Source organism: Lysobacter sp. KACC 24251, assembly GCF_057747755.1.
Genome location: NZ_CM173222.1, coordinates 569,500 through 588,951, shown reverse-complemented (window position 1 = coordinate 588,951; position 19,452 = coordinate 569,500). Strand labels below are relative to the sequence as shown.

The following is a 19,452-nucleotide window of genomic DNA, read 5'->3' as shown; positions in this document are numbered from 1 at the left end:
AACTCCCATTGCGGATGGGGGGATGGCAGCCCACTGGGCCAGCGACGGTCGTTAGCGGCGTGATTCGGCCGCCGCCTTGGTGTCGTCGTGGAGCACCTTCACCAGCGCCTGCATGTCGGCTGGCATCGGCGCGCTGCAGCGGATCGGCTCGCCGCTGACTGGGTGTGCGAACTCCAGCGTCTCGGCGTGCAGCGCCTGGCGACGGAAGCCACGCAACGCCTCCACCAGCTCCGGCGACGCGCCCTTGGGCAACTTCAGCGGCCCACCGTACAGCGGATCGCCGACGATGGGATGCTTGAGGTGCGCCATGTGCACACGGATCTGGTGTGTGCGGCCCGTTTCCAGCCGGCACTCCAGCAGGGTGTGCGCGCGGAAGCGCTCGCGCAGGCGGAAATGGGTCACCGCGTCCTTGCCGTCATCGCGCACGGCCATGCGGATGCGGTCGCGCGGGTGGCGGTCGATCGGCGCATTGGCGGTGCCGCCGGACACCAGCGCGCCCACCACCACGGCCAGGTATTGGCGATGCACCTGGCGCCCGGACAGCTGCTCGATCAGCGCGGTGTGCGCCGGCAGCGTGCGCGCCACCACCATCACGCCCGAGGTGTCCTTGTCGAGGCGGTGGACGATGCCCGCACGCGGCAGGTTGGCCAGCGTCGGATCGCGGTGAAGCAGCGCGTTGACCAGCGTGCCGGCCGGATTACCGGCACCCGGGTGCACCACCAGCCCGGCGGGCTTGTTGATGACGATCACGTGCTCGTCTTCGTACAGCACGTCGAGGGCGATGTCCTCCGGCTCGGAGTGCGTCTGCACTTCCAGCACCGCGGTCACGCTGACCGTCTCGCCGCCGCGCACCGGGTCGCGCGGACGGGCGGTCTCGCCGTCCAGGCGCGCATCGCCGGACTTGATCCAGGCCGAGAGTCGCGAGCGGGAGTAATCGGGGAACAGTTCGGCCAGCACCGCGTCGAAACGACGGCCGGCGGCCTCGTCCGGGACGGTGGCGGTCAGGATCTGGGGGGCCTGGGTCATCTGGCTGGCTCTCGCGCCCGGTTAAGGGGCTGGTGGGCAGGGGCTGCTATTATCGGGCCTTCGTGCCCCAAGCGCCCGTCGAATCCGACCATGACCCAACGCTCCGCCCCGCTGCGAATCACCGCCCTGTTGCTGGCCATCACCGTCGCCGGCTCCGGCTGCGCCCGCATGGGCAAGATGTTCAAGGATGAGAACGCCAACGAGGGACAGCCCGTCGAGCAGCTCTACGACAAGGGCCACACCTCGATGAAGAACGGCAACTGGGCCTCGGCCGAGCAGACCTACAAGCGCCTGGTCGCCCAGTACCCCTACGGCGACTACACCGAGCAGGCACTGATCGAGACCGCCTACGCGCAGTTCAAGGCCGGCAAGCACGATGACGCGATCAGCAGCATCGACCGCTTCATCCGTACCTACCCCACGCATCGCAACATCGCGTACCTGTATTACCTGCGCGGGCTGGTCAACTCCAGCCGCGACACGGTGTTCCTGCAGCGCGTGTGGCGCCTGGACGCCAGCCGCCGCGACCTGGCCACGCCCAACCAGGCCTACAACGACTTCTCCATCGTCGCCGACCGCTACCCGAACAGCCGCTACGCCGAGGATGCGCGCAAGCGCATGAACGAGCTGCGCGACCTGTTCGCCCGCCACGAGCTCGACGTTGCGCTGTATTACCTGCGCCGCACCGCTTACGTGGCTTCGGTGACGCGGGCCAAGCACCTGCTGGAAACCTACCCGCAGAGCACGTACGAGAACGACGCGGTAGCGACGCTGGCCGCCGCCTACACCGGGCTGGGCAACGAGGCGCTGGCCGCAGAGGCCAAGCGCGTGCTGCAGGAAAAGGCGCCCAACCACCCGTACCTGGCCGGCAACTGGCCCGACTACCCGGGAAACTGGCGCAAGCTGAATCCGTTTGCGGGTGAGAAGTCGGCGCTGGATATGGATTGAGTTTGCGCCTTGGTGGGGGCGACGTTGCCGATGGGCATCGACAACGCCGCCTCAGCCGCGCGAGACGCGCTGGGACTTCGGATGAGTAGCCGGCGACTTCGTCCAGGTCAGCCCACAACGCCGCCTAGTGCGGCGTTGTCGTTTTTTGCATCCCCAAATCCACCCGCAACGTTGGCAGGCGGGGCGGTGTCATGGGCTTTGCGGAAAGCGGGCCAGGGATGGCCCGCGGCCCGACTCGCGGCAGGACTGCCGCGACGGAGGGAGGAGCAAAGCCCATGGCACCGCACCGCGAGCTGTCACGCTATGCCTTGTACCCGTTGGTAATGGGATAACGCCGCTCACGCCCAAACGCCCGCCGCGAGACCTTCGGCCCCGGCGCGGCCTGATGTCGCTTCCACTCGCTGATCCGCACCAGGTGCAGCACGCGGTCCACGGTCTCGGCGGCGAACCCCGCCGCCACGATCTCGTCGCGGGATTGTTCCTGGTCCACGTGGCGCAGCAGGATCGCGTCGAGCACGTCGTACGGTGGCAGCGAATCCTGATCCTTCTGGTTCTCGCGCAGCTCCGCACTGGGCGCCCGCGTGATCACCCCCATCGGGATCACGGGATCACCCACGGTGTTGCGCCAACGCGCAAGCGCGAACACCTCGGACTTGTACAGATCCTTGATCGGCCCGTAACCGCCGCACATGTCCCCGTAAATGGTGGCATAGCCCACCGCGTACTCACTCTTGTTCCCGGTGGTCAGCAGCAGTCCGCCGAACTTGTTGGTCAACGCCATCATGATCGCGCCGCGGCAGCGTGACTGCAGGTTCTCCTCGGTCACATCGACATCGCGCCCTTCGAACGCGTCCGCCAGCGCCCCCAGGAAGCCCTGGAACGGCTGCTCGATGGGCACGTCCAGCAGTCGCACGCCCTGCTCACGGCACTGTTCCAGGGCCAGGTCATTGGACATGTCCGCGGTGTAGCGTGACGGCAAGCGTACGGCGGTGACGTTGTCCGCCCCCAGCGCATCGACCGCGATGGCCAGCACAAGCGCGGAGTCGATCCCGCCTGAGAGCCCGAGCCACGCCTTCGTGAAGCCATTCTTCTGGCAGTAGTCACGCGTGCCGCGCACCACCGCCCGCCACGCCAGCGCCTCGCGGCTCTCGTCGCCATCCTCCTGCCACTGGCAGGCCGCGAAGCGACGCACCTGCGCGTCGTAATCGACCACCAGCCACTGGTCGGTGAAGGCCGCCGCCGCCGGGTGCACGGCACCATCACCGTCGGCCACGACGGACGCGCCGTCGAATACCACGGCATCCTGCCCGCCCACCAGGTTGAGGTAGACGATGCCCACGCCATGGTCGCGCGCGCGCTCCTCGATCAGCGCGTCGCGCTGCAGGTGCTTGTCGCGCTCGAACGGCGAGGCATTGGGCACCAGCACGAGTTGCGCACCGGCGCGTACCGTCGATGCGATCGGCTCGTCGAACCACAGGTCTTCGCAGATGATGAGTCCGACCTTCACCCCGTCGACCTCGAACACGCAGTCCTCGCGATCGGGATCGACATCGAAGTAGCGGCGCTCGTCGAAGACGGCGTAATTGGGGAGCTCACGCTTGCGGTAGGTATGCTCGACGCGGCCATCGCGCAGCACGCTGGCGGCGTTGTAGACCACGCTACCCGCCGCCTGCGGCCAGCCCACCACCGCCACGATGCCCTTGGCCGCGGCGGCCACCCGCTGCAACGCCGCCTCGCACTCAGCCAGGAACGATGGCCGCAGCAGCAGATCCTCCGGCGGATAGCCGCTGATCGCCAGTTCCGGGAACAGCACGATGTCCGCCTCGTACTCGTCGCGCGCGGTGGCGATCATTTCCGCGATGCGCTCGGCATTGCGTTGCACCGCGCCCACCGGAAAGTCGAACTGCGCCATTGCGATGCGCAAGGGGGTACCCATCAGCCGCTCCGTCATGCCTGCCCTTCGAAGAAACCATGATAGAGGCTTCAACAACAAGAAAGGCCACCCGAAGGTGGCCTTTCCCTTACAGCATCAGCGCAACCGGTTACTTGGCCAGGCGCTTGGCGATCGCCGCACCCAGGTCGCCCGGCGACTTCACCGTGGTCACGCCCGCCGCTTCCATCGCGGCGAACTTGCCCTCGGCCGTGCCCGACCCGCCCGAAGCGATCGCACCGGCGTGGCCCATGCGCTTGCCCTTCGGCGCCGAGGCACCGGCGATGAAGCCGACGACCGGCTTGGTCACGTACTGGCTGATGAACTCGGCCGCTTCTTCCTCGGCCGAACCGCCGATCTCGCCGACCATGATGATGCCTTCGGTCTGCGGGTCGTCCTGGAACCACTTCAGCGCGTCGATGAAGTTGGTGCCATTGATCGGGTCGCCGCCGATGCCAATGCAGGTCGACTGGCCCAGGCCCACGTCGGTGGTCTGCTTGACCGCTTCATAGGTCAGGGTGCCCGAGCGCGACACGATGCCGATCTTGCCCGGCATGTGGATGTGGCCCGGCATGATGCCGATCTTGCACTCGCCCGGGGTGATGACGCCCGGGCAGTTCGGGCCGACCAGCACCACGTCGTCGTAGCCATTCAGCACGTTCTTCACGCGCAGCATGTCCAGCACCGGGATGCCCTCGGTGATGCACACGATCACCTTGATGCCGGCATCAGCGGCTTCCATGATCGCGTCGGCCGCGAACGGCGGCGGCACGTAGATCACCGAAGCGTCGGCGCCGGTCTCGGCGACCGCGTCGGCGACCGTGTTGAAGACCGGCAGGCCGAGGTGGGTGGTGCCGCCCTTGCCCGGGGTTACGCCGCCAACGACCTTGGTGCCGTAGTCGAGCATCTGCTCGGCGTGGAAGGTGCCCTGCGAGCCGGTGAAGCCCTGCACGATCACCTTCGTGTTCTTGTTGATCAAAACGCTCATGGTGTCGTTGTTCCTTACTTGCCGGCGACGGCCGCAACGGCCTTCTTCGCGCCGTCGTTGATGTCGTCGGCCGGGGTGATGGCCAGGCCGGAGTTCTTCAGCAGCTCCTTGCCGGCTTCCACGTTCGTGCCCTCGAGGCGCACGATCACCGGCACCTTGACGTCGACTTCCTTCACCGCGGCGATGATGCCCTCGGCGATCATGTCGCAGCGGACGATGCCGCCGAAGATGTTGACGAAGATCGCCTTCACCTTGTCGCTCGACAGGATCAGCTTGAAGGCCTCGGTCACGCGCGCCTTGGTCGCGCCGCCGCCCACGTCGAGGAAGTTCGCCGGCTCGCCGCCGTTGAGCTTGATGACGTCCATGGTCGCCATCGCCAGGCCGGCGCCGTTGACCATGCAGCCGATGTTGCCGTCCATGGTGACGTAGTTGAGGTCATGCTGGCTGGCCAGCACCTCGGTCTCGTCTTCCTGGCGGATGTCGCGCATCGCCACCAGTTCCGGATGGCGGAACGAGGCGTTGTCGTCGGAGTCGATCTTGCCGTCCAGCACCGCGAGGCTGCCGTTGGTGAGGATCGCCAGCGGGTTCAGCTCGACCAGCGCCAGGTCCTTCTCGTTGAACAGCTTGTACAGGCCCAGCATGATCTTGGTCAGCTGGCCGACCTGCTTGGCGTCCAGACCCAGGGCGAAGCCCAGGTTGCGGCACTCGAACGCCTGCAGGCCCTGCACGTAGTTCACGTGCAGCGTCTGGATCGCTTCCGGCTTCTCGGCGGCCACCTGCTCGATGTCCATGCCGCCTTCGGCCGAGGCGATGAAGGTGACCGAACGCGTGGCGCGGTCCACCAGCACCGACAGGTAGAGCTCCTTGGCGATGTCGGTGCCTTCGCAGACCAGCACCGCATCGATCGGCAGTTCGACACCGGCCGTCTGGTAGGTCGCCATCTTCGTGCCGAGCATCGCGGCGGCGTACTGCTTCACTTCGTCATACGAGCGCGCCAGCTTGACGCCGCCGGCCTTGCCGCGGCCACCGGCGTGGATCTGCGCCTTGACCACCCACAAGTCGCCGGGGATGGTCTTGGCGGCTGCGACAGCCTCGTCGGGAGTGCGGGCAACCACACCGACCGGCACCGCGATGCCGTAATCGGCAAAGAGCTGCTTTGCCTGGTATTCGTGAAAGTTCATGCGTCACCGAGGGGAGTTGGAGTCATCCCATGCGGGGCATCCGGCAGGCCGGCGCGCAGGCAATGGGGCCGGCCATTGTCGCCGATCGGGCCGCCCCGGGCAAAACCGACCTTGGGTGGGGGCCACCCCGCCGGCCGCATGGCCACCGCCTATACTCGCCCCGAAGCCCCCGCTGGACCTTCCCGCTTGCTCTTGCCCCGCCTCACCCTGGACGCCACCGACGCCGACCGCGCGCTGCGCCGGGAACTGTATTTCTTCACCCTGTACCGGGTGTTCGAGGCGGCGCTGCTGGTCTTCGTCCTGTTCGGCCCCCTCCCCGACCTGGCCGGCGAAGCGCGCCATCCGGTGTTCGCGCGGGCCTTGGCCCTGGCCTATCTGTTCGTCTCCGTAGCGCTGTTCCTGCTGGGCCGCCGGGGCGACGTGCGCATCCACACCATGGTAGGCGTGGCCGCCGACCTGAGCCTGGGCATTCTTGCCATCCACGCGCTTCCCCACAGCGGCGCCAGCATCGCCCTGATGCTGGCCTTCAACGTGGGCGCGGCTGCATTGCTGCTGCGAACGCGCTATGGCGTGGCCATCGCGGCGCTGGCCTCTGCCGGGTTGGTGGGTGAGTTTGCGTGGAGCCGCGTGGTCGAGGATGCGACCAGCCTGACCCTCGGCCAGGTGCTCTTCACATCGACTGCCTACTTGGCGCTGGCCGCCCTCACCAGCACCCTGGGCCGGCAGCTGCGCGAGGGCTACAGCCTCGCCGAAAGCCGCGGCGCGGAAGCGGCTCAGCTGACCGAAGTGAACGAACTGATCATCCGTCGCATGCGCACCGGCGTGATGCTGGTGGACGGCCAGGACAACATCCGCCTCGCCAACGAGGCCGCCTCGCTGCTGATGGGCGACGCGGGCGACGCCGATGCCCACGGCATCCGCCACCTGGGTGTCGCCATGCCCGAACTCGCCCGCCGCCTGAAGCAATGGCGGGCCGGCGACACGGACAGCAGCCCCATGCTCATCGCCCCGGACCAGCCGGAGGTGGTGCCGCGCTTCACCCGATTGCTGGCCAACAGCGACCAGGTGCTGATCTTCCTTGATGACACCGTGCTGGCCGCCCGCCGTGCCGAATCCCTGACCCTGGCCACGCTCGGCCGCTTCTCGGCCAGCCTGGCCCACGAGATCCGCAACCCGCTGGCCGCCATCAACTACGCGGTGCAGCTGCTGGAGGAGTCGCCCGACATCCCCACCGCCGACCGCCGCCTGCTGGAAATCATCCGCCAGCAGGGAACCCGCATGAACGGCATCGTGGAAAACGTGCTGGGCCTGGCCCGGCGCGAGCACGCCAAGCCCGAGCACGTGGATCTGGGCGAGCTGGTGCGCCAGTTTGTCGAGGAGTACCGGCACGGCCACCCATTGGAGGACGACACGCTTCAGGCCGTCACCCCCAAGGGTTCCATTCCCGCCCTGATCGACCCGCGTCAGCTGCAGCAGGTGTTGACGGTGCTGGTCTACAACGCCCTCACCTATGGCCGCATGCCCGGCCAGCCCGCGCGCGTGAGCGTGCGCGTGACCCAGGACGGCAGCGGCCAGCCGCTGATCGAAGTGCTTGACCGCGGGCCCGGCATCCCCGAACGTGTACAGAGCAACCTGTTCCGCCCCTTCTTCACCACCTCCAGCCACGGCACCGGTCTGGGCCTCTACATTGCCCGCGAACTGTGCCGCGCCAACCAGGCAAGTCTGGACTACGTGCCGGTTCCCGGAGGGGGCGCCTGCTTCCGCCTGCGGCTGCAGGGGCCGGCCATCGCCCGCCGTGCCTGAATCCGCTCCATCTGACCCACCCACCACGGCGCGCTTGGCCCCTCGGGCCGCCATCAGTTATCGTCGGCGCCGGAGGATCGGATGGCAGAAACCCGTAGTGCACTGGTAATCGACGACGAACGCGACATTCGCGAGCTCCTGGTCATGGCCTTGGGCCGCATGGGTTTGCGCTGCGATACCGCCTCCAGCCTCGCCGACGCGCGCAACCAGCTCGCGCACCACCGCTATGACCTGTGCCTGACCGACATGCGCCTGCCGGACGGCTCGGGCATGGACTTGGTGGCCGAGATCAGCCAAAAGTACCCCGAGACCCCGGTGGCGATGATCACCGCCTTCGGCAATGTCGAAGCCGCGGTGGAGGCGCTCAAGGCCGGCGCCTTCGACTTCGTGTCCAAGCCCGTCGAGCTGGGGATGCTCCGCGACATGGTCCGCCATGCCCTGGATCTGCGCGAGAAGGCGCCGCCACCGGCCGCCGTGGTCGACACCGTCGCCGCCCGCCTGTACGGCGAGTCCCCGGCCATGACTGCATTACGGGCCACGCTGGCGAAGGTCGCCCGCAGCCAGGCCCCGGTCTACATCGCCGGCGAGTCCGGCGTGGGCAAGGAACTGGTCGCCCGCACCATCCACTCGGAAGGCGGCCGCGCCGACGGCCCATTCGTGCCCGTCAACTGCGGCGCGATCCCCGCCGAGTTGATGGAGAGCGAGTTCTTCGGCCACAAGAAGGGCAGCTTCACCGGCGCCCACGCCGACAAGCCGGGCCTGTTCCAGGCCGCCGACGGCGGCACCCTGTTCCTGGACGAGGTGGCCGAGCTGCCCATGCACATGCAGGTCAAGCTGCTGCGCGCCATCCAGGAAAAGTCGATCAAGCCGGTGGGCGCCAATGTCGAAGTGCCGGTGGACGTGCGTATCCTCTCGGCCACCCACAAGGACCTGGCGCGGATGGTGGCCGAAGGCCGCTTCCGCCAGGACCTGTACTACCGCATCAACGTGATCGAACTGCGCGTCCCGCCGCTGCGCGAACGTCTGGACGACCTGCCGGGCCTGGCCGCCAAGATACTGCAGCGGCTCTCGACCCAGCAGGGCCGCGCGACCGCCAGCCTGGGACAGGACGCACTGGCCGCGCTGCGTGGCTACCCATTCCCCGGCAACGTACGCGAGTTGGAAAACGTGCTGGAACGGGCGATGGCGCTGGCCGATGGGGACACGCTCACCGCCGGGGACCTGTGCCTGCCCATGCCCAGCGCGCCGGCGCCGACACCGCACGGCCTTCCGCACCCGACCCTGCGACCGGCCACCCCGGCCGGAGGCACCGCTGCAACTCAGCCGAGTTCAACCGGCAGCGGGTTCAGCAGTTCGTCGTTCAACACGACGTTTGGCCCGTCGCCCAACACTCCCTCCGAAGCGGCTGCCGCGGGTATCGACCCGCGCACCCTGGACCCGCGCGACACCGCGACCAGCGCATTGCCCTCGTACATCGAGGAAGTGGAGCGTGCCGCGATCGAGCACGCACTCAAGGAAAACCGTTACAACAAGACCAAGACGGCGGCGTCGCTGGGGATCACGTTTAGAGCGCTGCGGTACAAGTTGAAGAAGTTGGGGATTGATTGAGCGCCGCCGCGCTGCCTCACCTGACCGCACCCGAGGCTCATCCCATCGACGCATTGACCACGGATGGCACCGAGCCGACTGCGCCACCCGCCGTCGGCCTACGGGTTTCCCTAATGGCGTAATAGTCGATCCGCGAGAAGTCCAGTTGCAGCGTTCCGACGAGCCGGAACCCGACCTGCGAGTCGTGCACATGGTTCTCGAACAACGCCTCTACCGCCGCCGGTATCGCATTGCGCTGCACCGGCACCACGGGCCGTCCGGTCATGGCACCCCTGCCGCGCCCTGCCTCGGTTCGAACCGACTGTCCGAACACGCTGTTCATTGCTGCCAACTCCTTGCGACGCTCCCCGCTGCCGGGCGCATCCGGTTCCGCCCGCCAGTAACGGCGAAACTTCTGCCCCGTGTCCTCCGCCGCCAGCCCGCTATCGATCCACTTCCAGTACCACTTCATGTGGGCATGGAGCACGTCACCCATCGCACCCACGGGCGTTTCCACGTGCCGCATGTATCCCCGGAACGTGTCATGCGCCGCCCCATCAAGGGCGAATGAATGTGAGTACAGGTCGCGCCAACGCCCGCCGTCATCCGCCTGCATTTCCGCTACGGACAGCATGGGCAGGCCTGCACCCCGCGCGTGGTCGAGCATCTGCAGCAAGTTAATCCTTGCCAGATCCCGCGTACGCCCCTGCTTGCCTTCCTCGTAGCCGCCACCCACGTCGGAATGCGCGCCAGGAGATACGACCTGGATGCGCTGGCCCGAAGGCGCCGCGGCGTCAATGATCGTCACTGGGAAGGCGTCCCGCAGTTCATGCGCCGCCACGGAATGCACGCATTTCTCCACCCAGCGCGGGATGGCGGAGGGAAACAGCTCGGCCTTCGTGTTCTCGCCCGCGCGGCCGATGGATTCAACCGTATCGAACAGCCCCAGGAACTTGAAGTTGAGGGGTATCCCGTCAAACCTCAAGCGCCCCGCTGTCTGGGTGACCTTGCTGTGGGCGCGGAGCCAGTGCGTGAACGCACGGGCCGTGGCCGCGCCACGGGAAAAGCCAAAGGCGGAGACATTGATCTCGTCGACCCGACTCTTCTTTCGCAGGCCATCCAGAAACAACTCAAAATCGAATATTGCTTTTTCCAATCGCAAGTCGATTCCGAGGCCAAATGCCTGATTCAGTCGACTTTCTTCCTCGTCATATCCAACCTTGTCGGTCCAGATCAGCTTTCTATCACGCCCAACAACGCGAGCCGTTCGTTGGATGCGACCGGGAAAATCGAACGCAGTTCCACACCCTTCGTAATAGACAGCACGACAACCCCGGTCGTCATCCATCCTGTGCGCATCAAACAAGGCAACCACATTGCTGTGCCGCAGGGGAAAGTCTCTCGATCTATGGTTATTGGTGCCGTCGAAGAATGCGCCGAACCAAGCTTTGACATGGCATGTCTTGCACGCCGGACCACCGGAAGTCGACACCGATTTTGCAATCGCTCTGGCCACCATGTTCTCCACCGCGCGCACGCGTGGCGCAATTACCTGGGTTGTCACTCCGCACCCCGCTCGTCCCTGAGCTCTTTCTCTTTTCCGTAGTTCCACATATGGGGACTTTCGACGTTCACGGTCATGCCCAACTCCTGCGCTCGCCTCTTGAGCAAGTCAGCCCTCGGCGCCGGACTCAACGTAGTCAGTTCGACCACAACCGACCTGCCCGGCAGTAGATGGATGCTCAGGTAATTGGGAGATTTTGGCCACGGTGACTCAACTGGAGCCTCCACCTCGAAGAACTTTTCACCGCCCTGCCTGACATGGACAGTTGCACTCCGGGCGCCCTTCTCCAGCGATATGCAGCAGATCACCCCACCGCCACTACTGTCGCCCAATGCCACGCTGGATGATCCGGCCCCAGCCCACTGGCCATTGAGCAGAGCCCGGCTGTATCCCTCCTCATAGGTGTACGTCACCGCCGACAAAGTGACCACTTGCTTGCCCGCGCACCCCACTACGGACAATGCTGCGAAGGCCGCGAGCGCATGCTTGGTTCGCTCAACGTTCATCCAGAACCTCATCCCACTCCCTCCATTCTTCAACGGGTACTTGCTCAACAGCCGTGGAGAATCCAATACCTGTTGCCTTTGCCTGGGCCAGTGCCCGCGCCACGGGACCAGCTTGGTCAAAGTCGTCGGGAAGCTGCAGGGACAGGATCACGAACAAGGACAAATCCTGCGACGCCACCAGGCCATGCGCACGAGCGCGCTGCAGGCGAGCGCGCACATCGTGCCACTGCGCGCAGCGGTCACGGTTTGCCAGCAGAGTGGTTTCCACTTCATTGACTTGGGCGATCACCTTGGCGGGCAGCAGCGTTGCGTCCAGTGCTTCCATTTGATTCCGTGTCAGCGCCAGCGGCCGGGTGGCGTTCCCCACGCCACCGTTTTGGGCCGACACTATGCTTCCGCACTCATCCAGAACCCACCAACTTTGTATTGGGCCCAGGAGCGCTGGTTGCTGACCTCGCACCAGCAAAGGCAGCAGGTGAGCCATGACCAGCGGGTCCTGAAAGCGGAACAGCAGCTGCGTGCCATCAGGCTGCGGCAACTTGACCAGTTGGGCGAGGTGCCGCGCGACCACGTCAGAGGCATGCGAGGTGATCAGCAAGGACGCCGACAGCGCGTCAAAGGCTTCCTGCAGCGCAAACTCGACGTGCGCGGCTTTGGCCGGCAGCAGTCTCGGGCCCCAATCACGCAGGCCGTGACCATAGCGGTCATAAAGATTCGCGAGGGATTCAAACTTCTTGGCGGGCACGCCGAATGCAGCCGCGCACTCGCTCACGCTGCCATATCGGGCGGGGTCGATCAGCCACAGCGGTTCAAGCGCGTTCCCGATGGCCCCTTTCAGGACGTTCCGCATCCGGCTTATACCGGAGTGCGCTCCATTGCTGCCGGGCTGACTCAGTTCGCATTCCATGCGTTTCCTCCTTCCTGATCACACTACTCGAACGAAGGCGCCGTGGATGTCTGCTGCCTGCAGGAGGCAAGGCGTATCCAGCTGGGACTGCGTCCATTGGGCCAGCGCGAGATTCAACGTTGTGGGCCCCAAAAACTCCTTCCTCCCCGCATGCACCGTGATCTGCCCCGGACACGCGACGGTGATGTTCCCGCCTTCAATGGTGATGCTGGCACCGCCACTGGTAGCGAGATGCACGGCCTTTCCCGCGGCCAGTTCCACTTCGGCATTTGCGCTTATGACGCGCAGTCCATCGCGGGACTGCAACTTGACGCTGTCGTTCTGCGCCTGCAGCTCAAGTTCGCCTTCGGCGGTGACCAGGCTCAGGGCGACGTCTTCCTGCAGGCCTCCCTCCACGGCGCCAGCCAGCCAACCGAGCGCCTGACCGGCGTGCAGGCGCAGGTTCCCGGCCACGGCCAGGTTGCTTGCCTGGCCACTGGCCAGCGTGAGGGTTTCGCCGGTGCTCCAGTGCAGGCTCTGGCCGGCCACCAGGCCAATGCCGGCGGGGGCTGCGATGCCAAGCAGAGCGTCGGCGGTGTGCGGCACCTTGGACTCACCCGTGGAGGAGTCGGTAACCACACGGCCGGCCACGCCCGACGCTGCCGCCGCTTCGCTCCAGTCCATGCCCGGCGCCACAGCGCGCGCGCTGGCATGCATCGCCTTCAGCGGCGGCAGCGCCTCGGCCAGCGCCGACTGTCCAGGCTTCTGCACGCCTTCGTGCACGGCAAGGCGCGGCGTCAGGTGGGTGATGGCGATGCCTGACATCGCAGCCGCCAGATCGGCGGCCTGCTTGAGCAGTGCCACGGCAGCAACCTGTTCGCCCGCGGGGGCGTCATCGGTTGCCGAGTAGGCGCTGATCCACAAGCCGCGCTCGGCGCGGACGGCGCCCCACTGATCGCTGCGCAGCTCGATGCCCGATCCGCGGTGGGCGCCGCGGCGGTTGTCGTCCTGATGGATTAGGTGGCCCAGTGTCAGTTCGCTGGCCGCGTGGGTGGTGGCCAGTTGCAGGCGTCGCTGCCCGTCGCTGTCGTCCAGCACCAGACGGTTGTGGCCGCTGCCGCCGAACTCCTTGGACTTGAAGCCGAGCATCGCGGCGGCGTTGCGGTCGGTGTCGTCGCCGGGGTTGGCGCCGTGCCAGGCGGGCGCGGCGCCGCCGGTCAGGTTGCCTTTGGCTCCGGGCTCCGGATCGCCGCGACCGTTGTACAGGGAGCCAACGATTACGGGGCGATCGATGTCGTCGCCCAGGAAGGCCACCAGCACTTCCTGACCAATGCGCGGCAGGAACTGGGCGCCCACACCGGGACCCGCGTAGCGTTGGGCCACGCGAAGCCAGCAACTGTCGCCCTCCTCCTGCCAGTGGAATCGCACGCGCACGCGGCCCAGTGCATCGCAGTGCAGTTCGCGCATGCCTTGCGGGGTGGTTTCTCCCTCCGGGCCGACCACGCGGGCCGTCTGGTAGCCCAGGGCCTGCCCCGGCTTGAGACGTTCGGGCCGCCATGGCAACTGCCGTGGTTGGGCCAGGAACGCGTTGGCATAGCCCAACGCCTGCGCCTGCTCGCGCACGGCGGCCCAGCTGGCGTCAGGCAGGCCCGCCATCACGGTGGGCAACGCCCCAGCCAGGGACTCCAGCGCCTCGGGCAGCGGGTTGATGCCGGCGTGCCATACGCCCAGCAGCACCATGTCGGGCGCGCCTTCCGGACCGTCCACCGGCGCCCCCCGCAGTACAAAGCCCTGACCCGCACGGAAATGGCGCACCGTGCTTCGGCCCAGCCAACGCTGACGCTGGGCCTCCATGGCGTGGGCCTGCAAGGTGACGGCTCGCTCGGCCTGGGCGCGGTCAGCGAAGGCGTAGGCGCCGCGGGGGTCGTAGTGCTCCAGCCCGGCCGTGGTGTCGATGCCCGCACCCAGCGGCGTACTGGCCGTTACTGCGGCCATCGTGCGGTAGTCGGTGCCCAGCAGGGTCAATGCGGTGGACCCCAGCGCCTGCAACGCACCGAACGCTTGGACCGCGTCGGCCAGCTCCGCCGAGTTGCCGCGATGGAAGCGGATGCCAGCTGGTCCGGCGGGCACCGAGGGCAGACTCCCGCTCTCGGCAAACACCACCAACCGGTGACCGGCCGGCGCGTCGGCGGCCTCCTCCAGCCGCAGGCCCACGCCTTCGTCCGCCAGCAGGCGGCTCAGGAAGTCCGCGTCGGATTCGCGGTACTGCACGCAATAGCTGCGCGCGGGGCGGTCGGCAAGGAAGGGGGCAACGTCGTCGGCCATGTGCCAAGCGGCCCAAGGCGCATAGGACGCCAGCACACTGTCGACCATGGCCAGCACGGTGCAATCCTGGAACACGCGGCTGCGCCGCCCCTGCCCGAGCAACCACGTCCACGGCACCAGCTGCAGTCGATGGCGCACCATCCGGTGGTCGCCACCGCGCCGCTCCACCGAGGCCACCAGTCCGCTGCGGGTCACGCGGTGCCCGTCGGCGTCCCGAGTGGTCAACGTCGCGGGCTCGCCGAGCGCGGCGGACAGGTCCGACTGCGCCGCCAGCACGTCCACCCAGTACTGGCTGGGGATTGGGCTGCTGGACCCGGGCGCGGGACCGATGGCGTCATGGCCGTGCCACGCAGCGACCACCCACGACGCATCGGCCGGGGCCAAGGTCGGCACCGCCAGGCTATGGGGGCGATTGGCGCCATCAAGGCGCAACAAGTCGGCCAGACGGCCGGGAACAGAAGATCCGCTGTTCATGTGTCTCTCCGTGACAACGGGCCAAGAGTAGCGCATTCCCATGCAAGGTTTCACCGCCAAGGCAGTACCAGGGCCACAGACACGAGCCCATCGCAAACACTAGGCTTGGCAGTTGGGCCGCCCAAGCGATTACGTTCGGCCGCCCACTCCCCTTGCCCAGCCATGACTGCAACCCGCAAACCTATGACTCGCATCAAAGCCGCCACCTTTCACCTCGCGGTGAGTTCCAGCATCATCCTGACCAGCCTTGTTGCGGCCTGCATCGCTTGGTATCCCTACGGGCTTTGGCCTTGGGCCGCGCCCAACAATCCGACCTTGCTGTTATTGGCGGTGGTGTTTGTGATTGGCCCCCTACTCACCCTGCTTGTTTACCGCCCCGGCAAGCGGACCCTCCGATCGGACCTGATCGTGGTCGCCCTGATTCAGGCCGTGTTCTTCTCGTATGCGATGGTGATGCTGGGGCGTGCCAGGCCGGTTTTCCTGGTTGGGAACGGCGCCGAGTTCCGGATGGTTCGCGCACATGAAGTCGATAGAGAGGATCTCGCGCGAGCGATGTCCACTGGACACCCGGGCCTATCCCTTTCAGGGCCCCAGGTAGTGGGAATACGCTACTCCGACGACCTGCTTGTCCGCGTACTGGGAGGCGACCGCTCAGCCGAGCTGAGTCAGCACACCGACCTGGCCACCGTCACGGACAGCTTCCGCCGCCAAGCGAGGCCAATTGCGGCCCTGAGCGACCACCCTGTCGAAGCCGCCAAGGCAAGGGAGGCGTTGCGCGCGCTGAAGCGCACGGACGCAGACACGCGCTGGGTCCCAATGGTGAGCCAGGGCAAGTCGGGGGTCCTGCTGGTGGATGCGGACACTGCGACCCCATTGAAGTTGCTGGCAACACTTCCACACGAATGACGCACGACACCACCGCGAAAACTGCCACAAATGGTCACTAGCTGACGCGCCGCGACACACCCGCCCCGAGAAAATGAAGTTGGATCCCAAGCAATGTCGCGGAAGCGGGCCCATTCCGTGAACGCATGGGCACTTTGAAGTAGCCACCTGCCATTGGCACGTCTTATGCGTATGCTCTCTATGCACGTGCAGTAGCACGGCAAGCCGACGGACCGGGGAAGCCGGACCTGCAGGCACGTGAGTTCCAATCACTCCTAGGGGAAATACCAATGAAGAAGAACATGCAAGGCTTCACCCTGATCGAACTGATGATCGTCATCGCGATCCTCGGCATCCTGATTGCCATCGCTCTGCCGGCGTACCAGGACTACTCGATCCGCACCAAGAACTCCGAGTGCCTGAACGTGGCCGCCGCTGCCAAGCTGGCCGTGGCTGACACCTTCGGTGGCGGCGTTGCGCTGGCCAGCATCTCGTCGGATGCTGCTGCCGGTTACGCGTTCACCCAGTCCGACTACTGCAACGACGTGACGATCGGCGCCAACGGCGTGATCACCGCCGCTACCCGCAACACCGGTGCGACCACCTTGGCCAGCTTCAACCTGACCCCCGTCGCGCCCGCCAACAGCGGCCGCATCGAGTGGACCTGCACCGAGACCGTCGGCGTCCCGGACGCGCAGATCCCGAAGGAATGCCGTTAATTTCCACCGCGTGATCTGATGCATCAGCAACCCCGGCCGAGCGCCGGGGTTGCTTTAAGGAAGCAGCACCAAGCTTCAGCAACCAGGGCGGCGATCCCGCCCCAACCAAGCGTCGCACCCAGGGGGGGGACTTCGATGATGCGCCAACGTGGCTTCACCCTTATCGAGCTGATGATCGTGATCGCGATCCTCGGCATCCTGATCGCGATCGCGCTGCCGGCCTATCAGGATTATTCGATCCGAACCAAGAACAGCGAATGCCTTAGCGTAGCGGCCGCAGCCAAGCTTGCTGTCGCCGAGACCCACCACGGCGCGACCCTGCTGGCCAGCATTTCCAGCAATTCCGCTGCCGGATACGCGTTCGCCAGTTCTGACTACTGCGCCGACGTGCAGATTGGCGCCAACGGCGTGATTACCGCGACCACCCGGAACACCTCCGCGGCCGTGCCGGCGGTATTTCGCCTGACGCCCACTGCAGACGAAGACACAGGCCACATGGAGTGGACCTGCACCGAAACCGCCGGTGTCCCAGATGCCCAGATTCCCAAGGAATGCCGCTGATCTGCGGGCCAGCAGTCGTGTCCTGACCCCGCCTTGCGCGGGGTTTGTTTTTTCAATGTTCATCCATCCAGCCTCTCGACACTAGCTCCATGCCTTCCAAGATTCCCCAAGACATCCTGGCGCGATGGATCTTGCTCGCCGGACTGACCCTTACCGCCGCGCTCTACTGGCCGGGACTTTCGGGGCCGTTCCTCTACGACGATCTCCCCAACCTGCGGCCCGTGCTTGGCTGGTTTGGCGAGCAAGCAAGTTGGGACCATGTTGTTTTCGGCAATGCGTCGGGGCCGCTGGGCAGACCTGTCGCAATGCTGACGTTCTTGTTCAGCGGCGATCTTCACTGGATGGAACCCTGGGGTTTCAAGCTCGATAACCTCATGATCCACCTGCTGTGTGCGGCACTGATCTGGCGGGTCGCTCTTGAGTTGTTCTCCGCAGACCATCGTCTCTCGTCGCACGCGCATTGGCTTGCCCTGGCTACAAGCTTGATCTGGGCCCTGCACCCAATACACGTAAGCACAGTACTGTACGTAGTACAGCGGATGACCCAATTGAGCACTCTGTTCGTGCTGGGCGCAATCCTTGCCTACCTGTTGGCGCGCAAGTGCTTGGCAAACGACGACAGCTACAAAGCGCGGGTGGGGCTTTTCCTCTGCTTCCCGGTCCTATGGGCGCTTGCGATGGGCAGCAAGGAAACTGCAATCGTTACTCCAATGATTGTGTTTGTCCTTGAAGCAATTAACCCGCAACGACTCTCCCGGCCATATTGGGAAAGAACCGTATTTTTCCTTTTATTCCTCGCGCTGCCGGCAGTGGTAGGCATCCTGTATCTGGCCGGTGCAGGTGCCGGGCATCTCGGGGGGTATGAGGTCCGAGACTTCACCATGATGGATCGGCTGATTACCCAGCCCCACGCCGTCGTAACCTATCTGAGACAGCTGACACTCCCTGATGTCCAGGCCATGGGCCTATACACGGACGACTTCCCGATCTCGCGAACGTTGCTGTCAACGAGCCAGCCCCTCGCGTCCATTGCGCTCCTGCTGGCGATCACCGCTGGTGCAGTCATGACGCGGAAGACAATACCCGTCATGTTGGCGGGCTGGTCAATCTTCGTGCTTGGATTGCTTACCGAGTCGACCGTGTTCGCACTCGACATGTATTACGAACACCGCACTTACTTGCCGTCCATCGGCGTCATTATCGCCATCGTAGGATGTGCGGGAACGCTCCTGACCACTCGCCCGGATCCACAAGGCTTGGCTAAACCCGGGCTGGTCATCGTAGTCCTCGCCCTTGTCGCCATGTTCGCCCAGCTGACGCACGGCAGGGCCCACACGTGGAGCAATAGAGCCGACATCGTGCTGCTGGGAGTGAAGGGCCATCCAAACTCCATTCGAGCAACGATGGATCTGGTTGACCTACGGATTCGGGAAGGTTCGCCAGAGGCCGCGCACGAGGCCCTTCGTGAGGTCCTCGCGTCTGGCACGCCTCGCGAACAACTGCTCGCCCGCGCCGCGGGTCTCGTGGTGCGCTGTCAGAGTAAACAACCTGTGGACGCAAGTGACTTTGCTTCCCTAATCACGCCGGCGCTTGACCGGATATCCACGCACGAGCCGCAGCTTCTTTCCACACTGGCGGCCAAGGTCATTTCAGGCAATTGCGCCAGCGCGGACCCGGAGGCACTCGCCAAGGTGCTGGAAACGCTTATTGAAAACGCCCATGCGCAATCAGAACACGTCCCCACGAAAACAAGGCTGCACCTGACAAGCGCGCAGCTCTACGAAGCCGCAGGAAATCCATCGTCCACCAAAGCCCACGCGTTGAAGGCTTGGAACGCCCAGCCAAACTTCGAGACCGGACTGGTCCTTGCCAAGGCCTACTACTTGCTGGGTATGGCAAGTGAAGCAGACCGCGTTCTAGCCGAGACATCGAGATACATCGACCCCAAGAACTCCCTTCAGAAGAAGCGACTCAACGAACTGAAGTACTCCTTAGCCTTGACCTCCTCTTCTGCCAGATCTACTGCAAATTAGCGCGGCCACTGCGGCAGCGTGAGATCCGTTGAACAG

At 65.5% G+C, this 19,452-nt stretch carries 15 protein-coding genes; 7 read left to right on the top strand and 8 right to left on the bottom strand.

The genetic code is table 11. The annotated features are described in order from the left end of the window. Window positions 1–51 precede the first annotated feature (51 nt). On the bottom strand, window positions 52–1,026 hold the full coding sequence (rluD, locus tag AC3ARF_RS02710; protein WP_498930052.1) for a 23S rRNA pseudouridine(1911/1915/1917) synthase RluD: 975 nt from the start codon (window positions 1,024–1,026) through the stop codon (window positions 52–54). A gap of 90 nt (window positions 1,027–1,116) precedes the next feature. On the opposite strand from rluD, the gene AC3ARF_RS02705 reads away from it, so the two are divergent. Further along, a complete protein-coding gene (locus AC3ARF_RS02705) occupies window positions 1,117–1,974 on the top strand; it encodes an outer membrane protein assembly factor BamD (protein ID WP_498930050.1) in 858 nt (285 codons plus the stop codon). 301 nt (window positions 1,975–2,275) lie between these two features. Here the strand turns inward: AC3ARF_RS02705 and AC3ARF_RS02700 are convergent, their stop codons facing one another. From AC3ARF_RS02700 to sucC, 3 genes are all read right to left on the bottom strand, one after another. Then, window positions 2,276–3,910: an NAD+ synthase gene (locus AC3ARF_RS02700; protein WP_498930048.1), complete on the bottom strand. Its 1,635-nt coding sequence runs from the start codon at window positions 3,908–3,910 to the stop codon at window positions 2,276–2,278. Between the two features lie 106 nt (window positions 3,911–4,016). After that, window positions 4,017–4,892: a succinate--CoA ligase subunit alpha gene (gene sucD, locus AC3ARF_RS02695; RefSeq protein WP_498930046.1), complete on the bottom strand. Its 876-nt coding sequence runs from the start codon at window positions 4,890–4,892 to the stop codon at window positions 4,017–4,019. Window positions 4,893–4,906: 14 nt separating this feature from the next. Next, window positions 4,907–6,073, bottom strand: coding sequence for an ADP-forming succinate--CoA ligase subunit beta (gene sucC, locus AC3ARF_RS02690; RefSeq protein WP_498930044.1), 1,167 nt, complete (start codon window positions 6,071–6,073; stop codon window positions 4,907–4,909). Window positions 6,074–6,211: 138 nt separating this feature from the next. On the opposite strand from sucC, the gene AC3ARF_RS02685 reads away from it, so the two are divergent. Beyond that, window positions 6,212–7,876: a sensor histidine kinase gene (locus AC3ARF_RS02685; protein WP_498930042.1), complete on the top strand. Its 1,665-nt coding sequence runs from the start codon at window positions 6,212–6,214 to the stop codon at window positions 7,874–7,876. Window positions 7,877–7,957: 81 nt separating this feature from the next. Continuing rightward, window positions 7,958–9,484 carry a sigma-54-dependent transcriptional regulator gene (locus AC3ARF_RS02680; protein ID WP_498930040.1) on the top strand — a complete coding sequence of 509 codons (1,527 nt, stop codon included), beginning with the start codon at window positions 7,958–7,960 and terminating at the stop codon, window positions 9,482–9,484. 37 nt (window positions 9,485–9,521) lie between these two features. On the opposite strand, the gene AC3ARF_RS02675 is transcribed toward AC3ARF_RS02680, so the two are convergent. From AC3ARF_RS02675 to AC3ARF_RS02660, 4 genes are read right to left on the bottom strand one after another with little or no spacing between them, the layout of a single operon-like run. Further along, complete coding sequence (locus AC3ARF_RS02675) at window positions 9,522–11,027, bottom strand: T6SS phospholipase effector Tle1-like catalytic domain-containing protein (RefSeq protein WP_498930038.1); 1,506 nt, start codon at window positions 11,025–11,027, stop codon at window positions 9,522–9,524. Continuing rightward, on the bottom strand, window positions 11,024–11,533 hold the full coding sequence (locus AC3ARF_RS02670; protein ID WP_498930036.1) for a DUF3304 domain-containing protein: 510 nt from the start codon (window positions 11,531–11,533) through the stop codon (window positions 11,024–11,026). The genes AC3ARF_RS02675 and AC3ARF_RS02670 overlap by 4 nt, the downstream gene beginning before the upstream one ends. After that, window positions 11,523–12,440 (bottom strand): DUF4123 domain-containing protein, encoded by a 918-nt coding sequence (locus AC3ARF_RS02665; RefSeq protein ID WP_498930034.1) that lies wholly within the window; start codon window positions 12,438–12,440, stop codon window positions 11,523–11,525. Before AC3ARF_RS02665 ends, AC3ARF_RS02670 begins: the two co-directional genes overlap by 11 nt. A gap of 18 nt (window positions 12,441–12,458) precedes the next feature. Beyond that, a complete protein-coding gene (locus tag AC3ARF_RS02660) occupies window positions 12,459–15,218 on the bottom strand; it encodes a type VI secretion system Vgr family protein (RefSeq protein ID WP_498930032.1) in 2,760 nt (919 codons plus the stop codon). Between the two features lie 162 nt (window positions 15,219–15,380). Between AC3ARF_RS02660 and AC3ARF_RS02655 the strand changes: the two genes are divergently transcribed. The 4 genes from AC3ARF_RS02655 (at window position 15,381) to AC3ARF_RS02640 (ending at window position 19,416) form a co-directional block, all read left to right on the top strand. Then, window positions 15,381–16,124 (top strand): hypothetical protein, encoded by a 744-nt coding sequence (locus AC3ARF_RS02655; protein WP_498930030.1) that lies wholly within the window; start codon window positions 15,381–15,383, stop codon window positions 16,122–16,124. A gap of 269 nt (window positions 16,125–16,393) precedes the next feature. Next, a complete protein-coding gene (locus AC3ARF_RS02650; protein WP_498930028.1) occupies window positions 16,394–16,822 on the top strand; it encodes a pilin in 429 nt (142 codons plus the stop codon). A gap of 138 nt (window positions 16,823–16,960) precedes the next feature. Then, window positions 16,961–17,383: a pilin gene (locus tag AC3ARF_RS02645; RefSeq protein WP_498930026.1), complete on the top strand. Its 423-nt coding sequence runs from the start codon at window positions 16,961–16,963 to the stop codon at window positions 17,381–17,383. Between the two features lie 89 nt (window positions 17,384–17,472). Next, window positions 17,473–19,416: a tetratricopeptide repeat protein gene (locus AC3ARF_RS02640; RefSeq protein ID WP_498930024.1), complete on the top strand. Its 1,944-nt coding sequence runs from the start codon at window positions 17,473–17,475 to the stop codon at window positions 19,414–19,416. The last annotated feature ends 36 nt before the right edge of the window (window positions 19,417–19,452 follow it).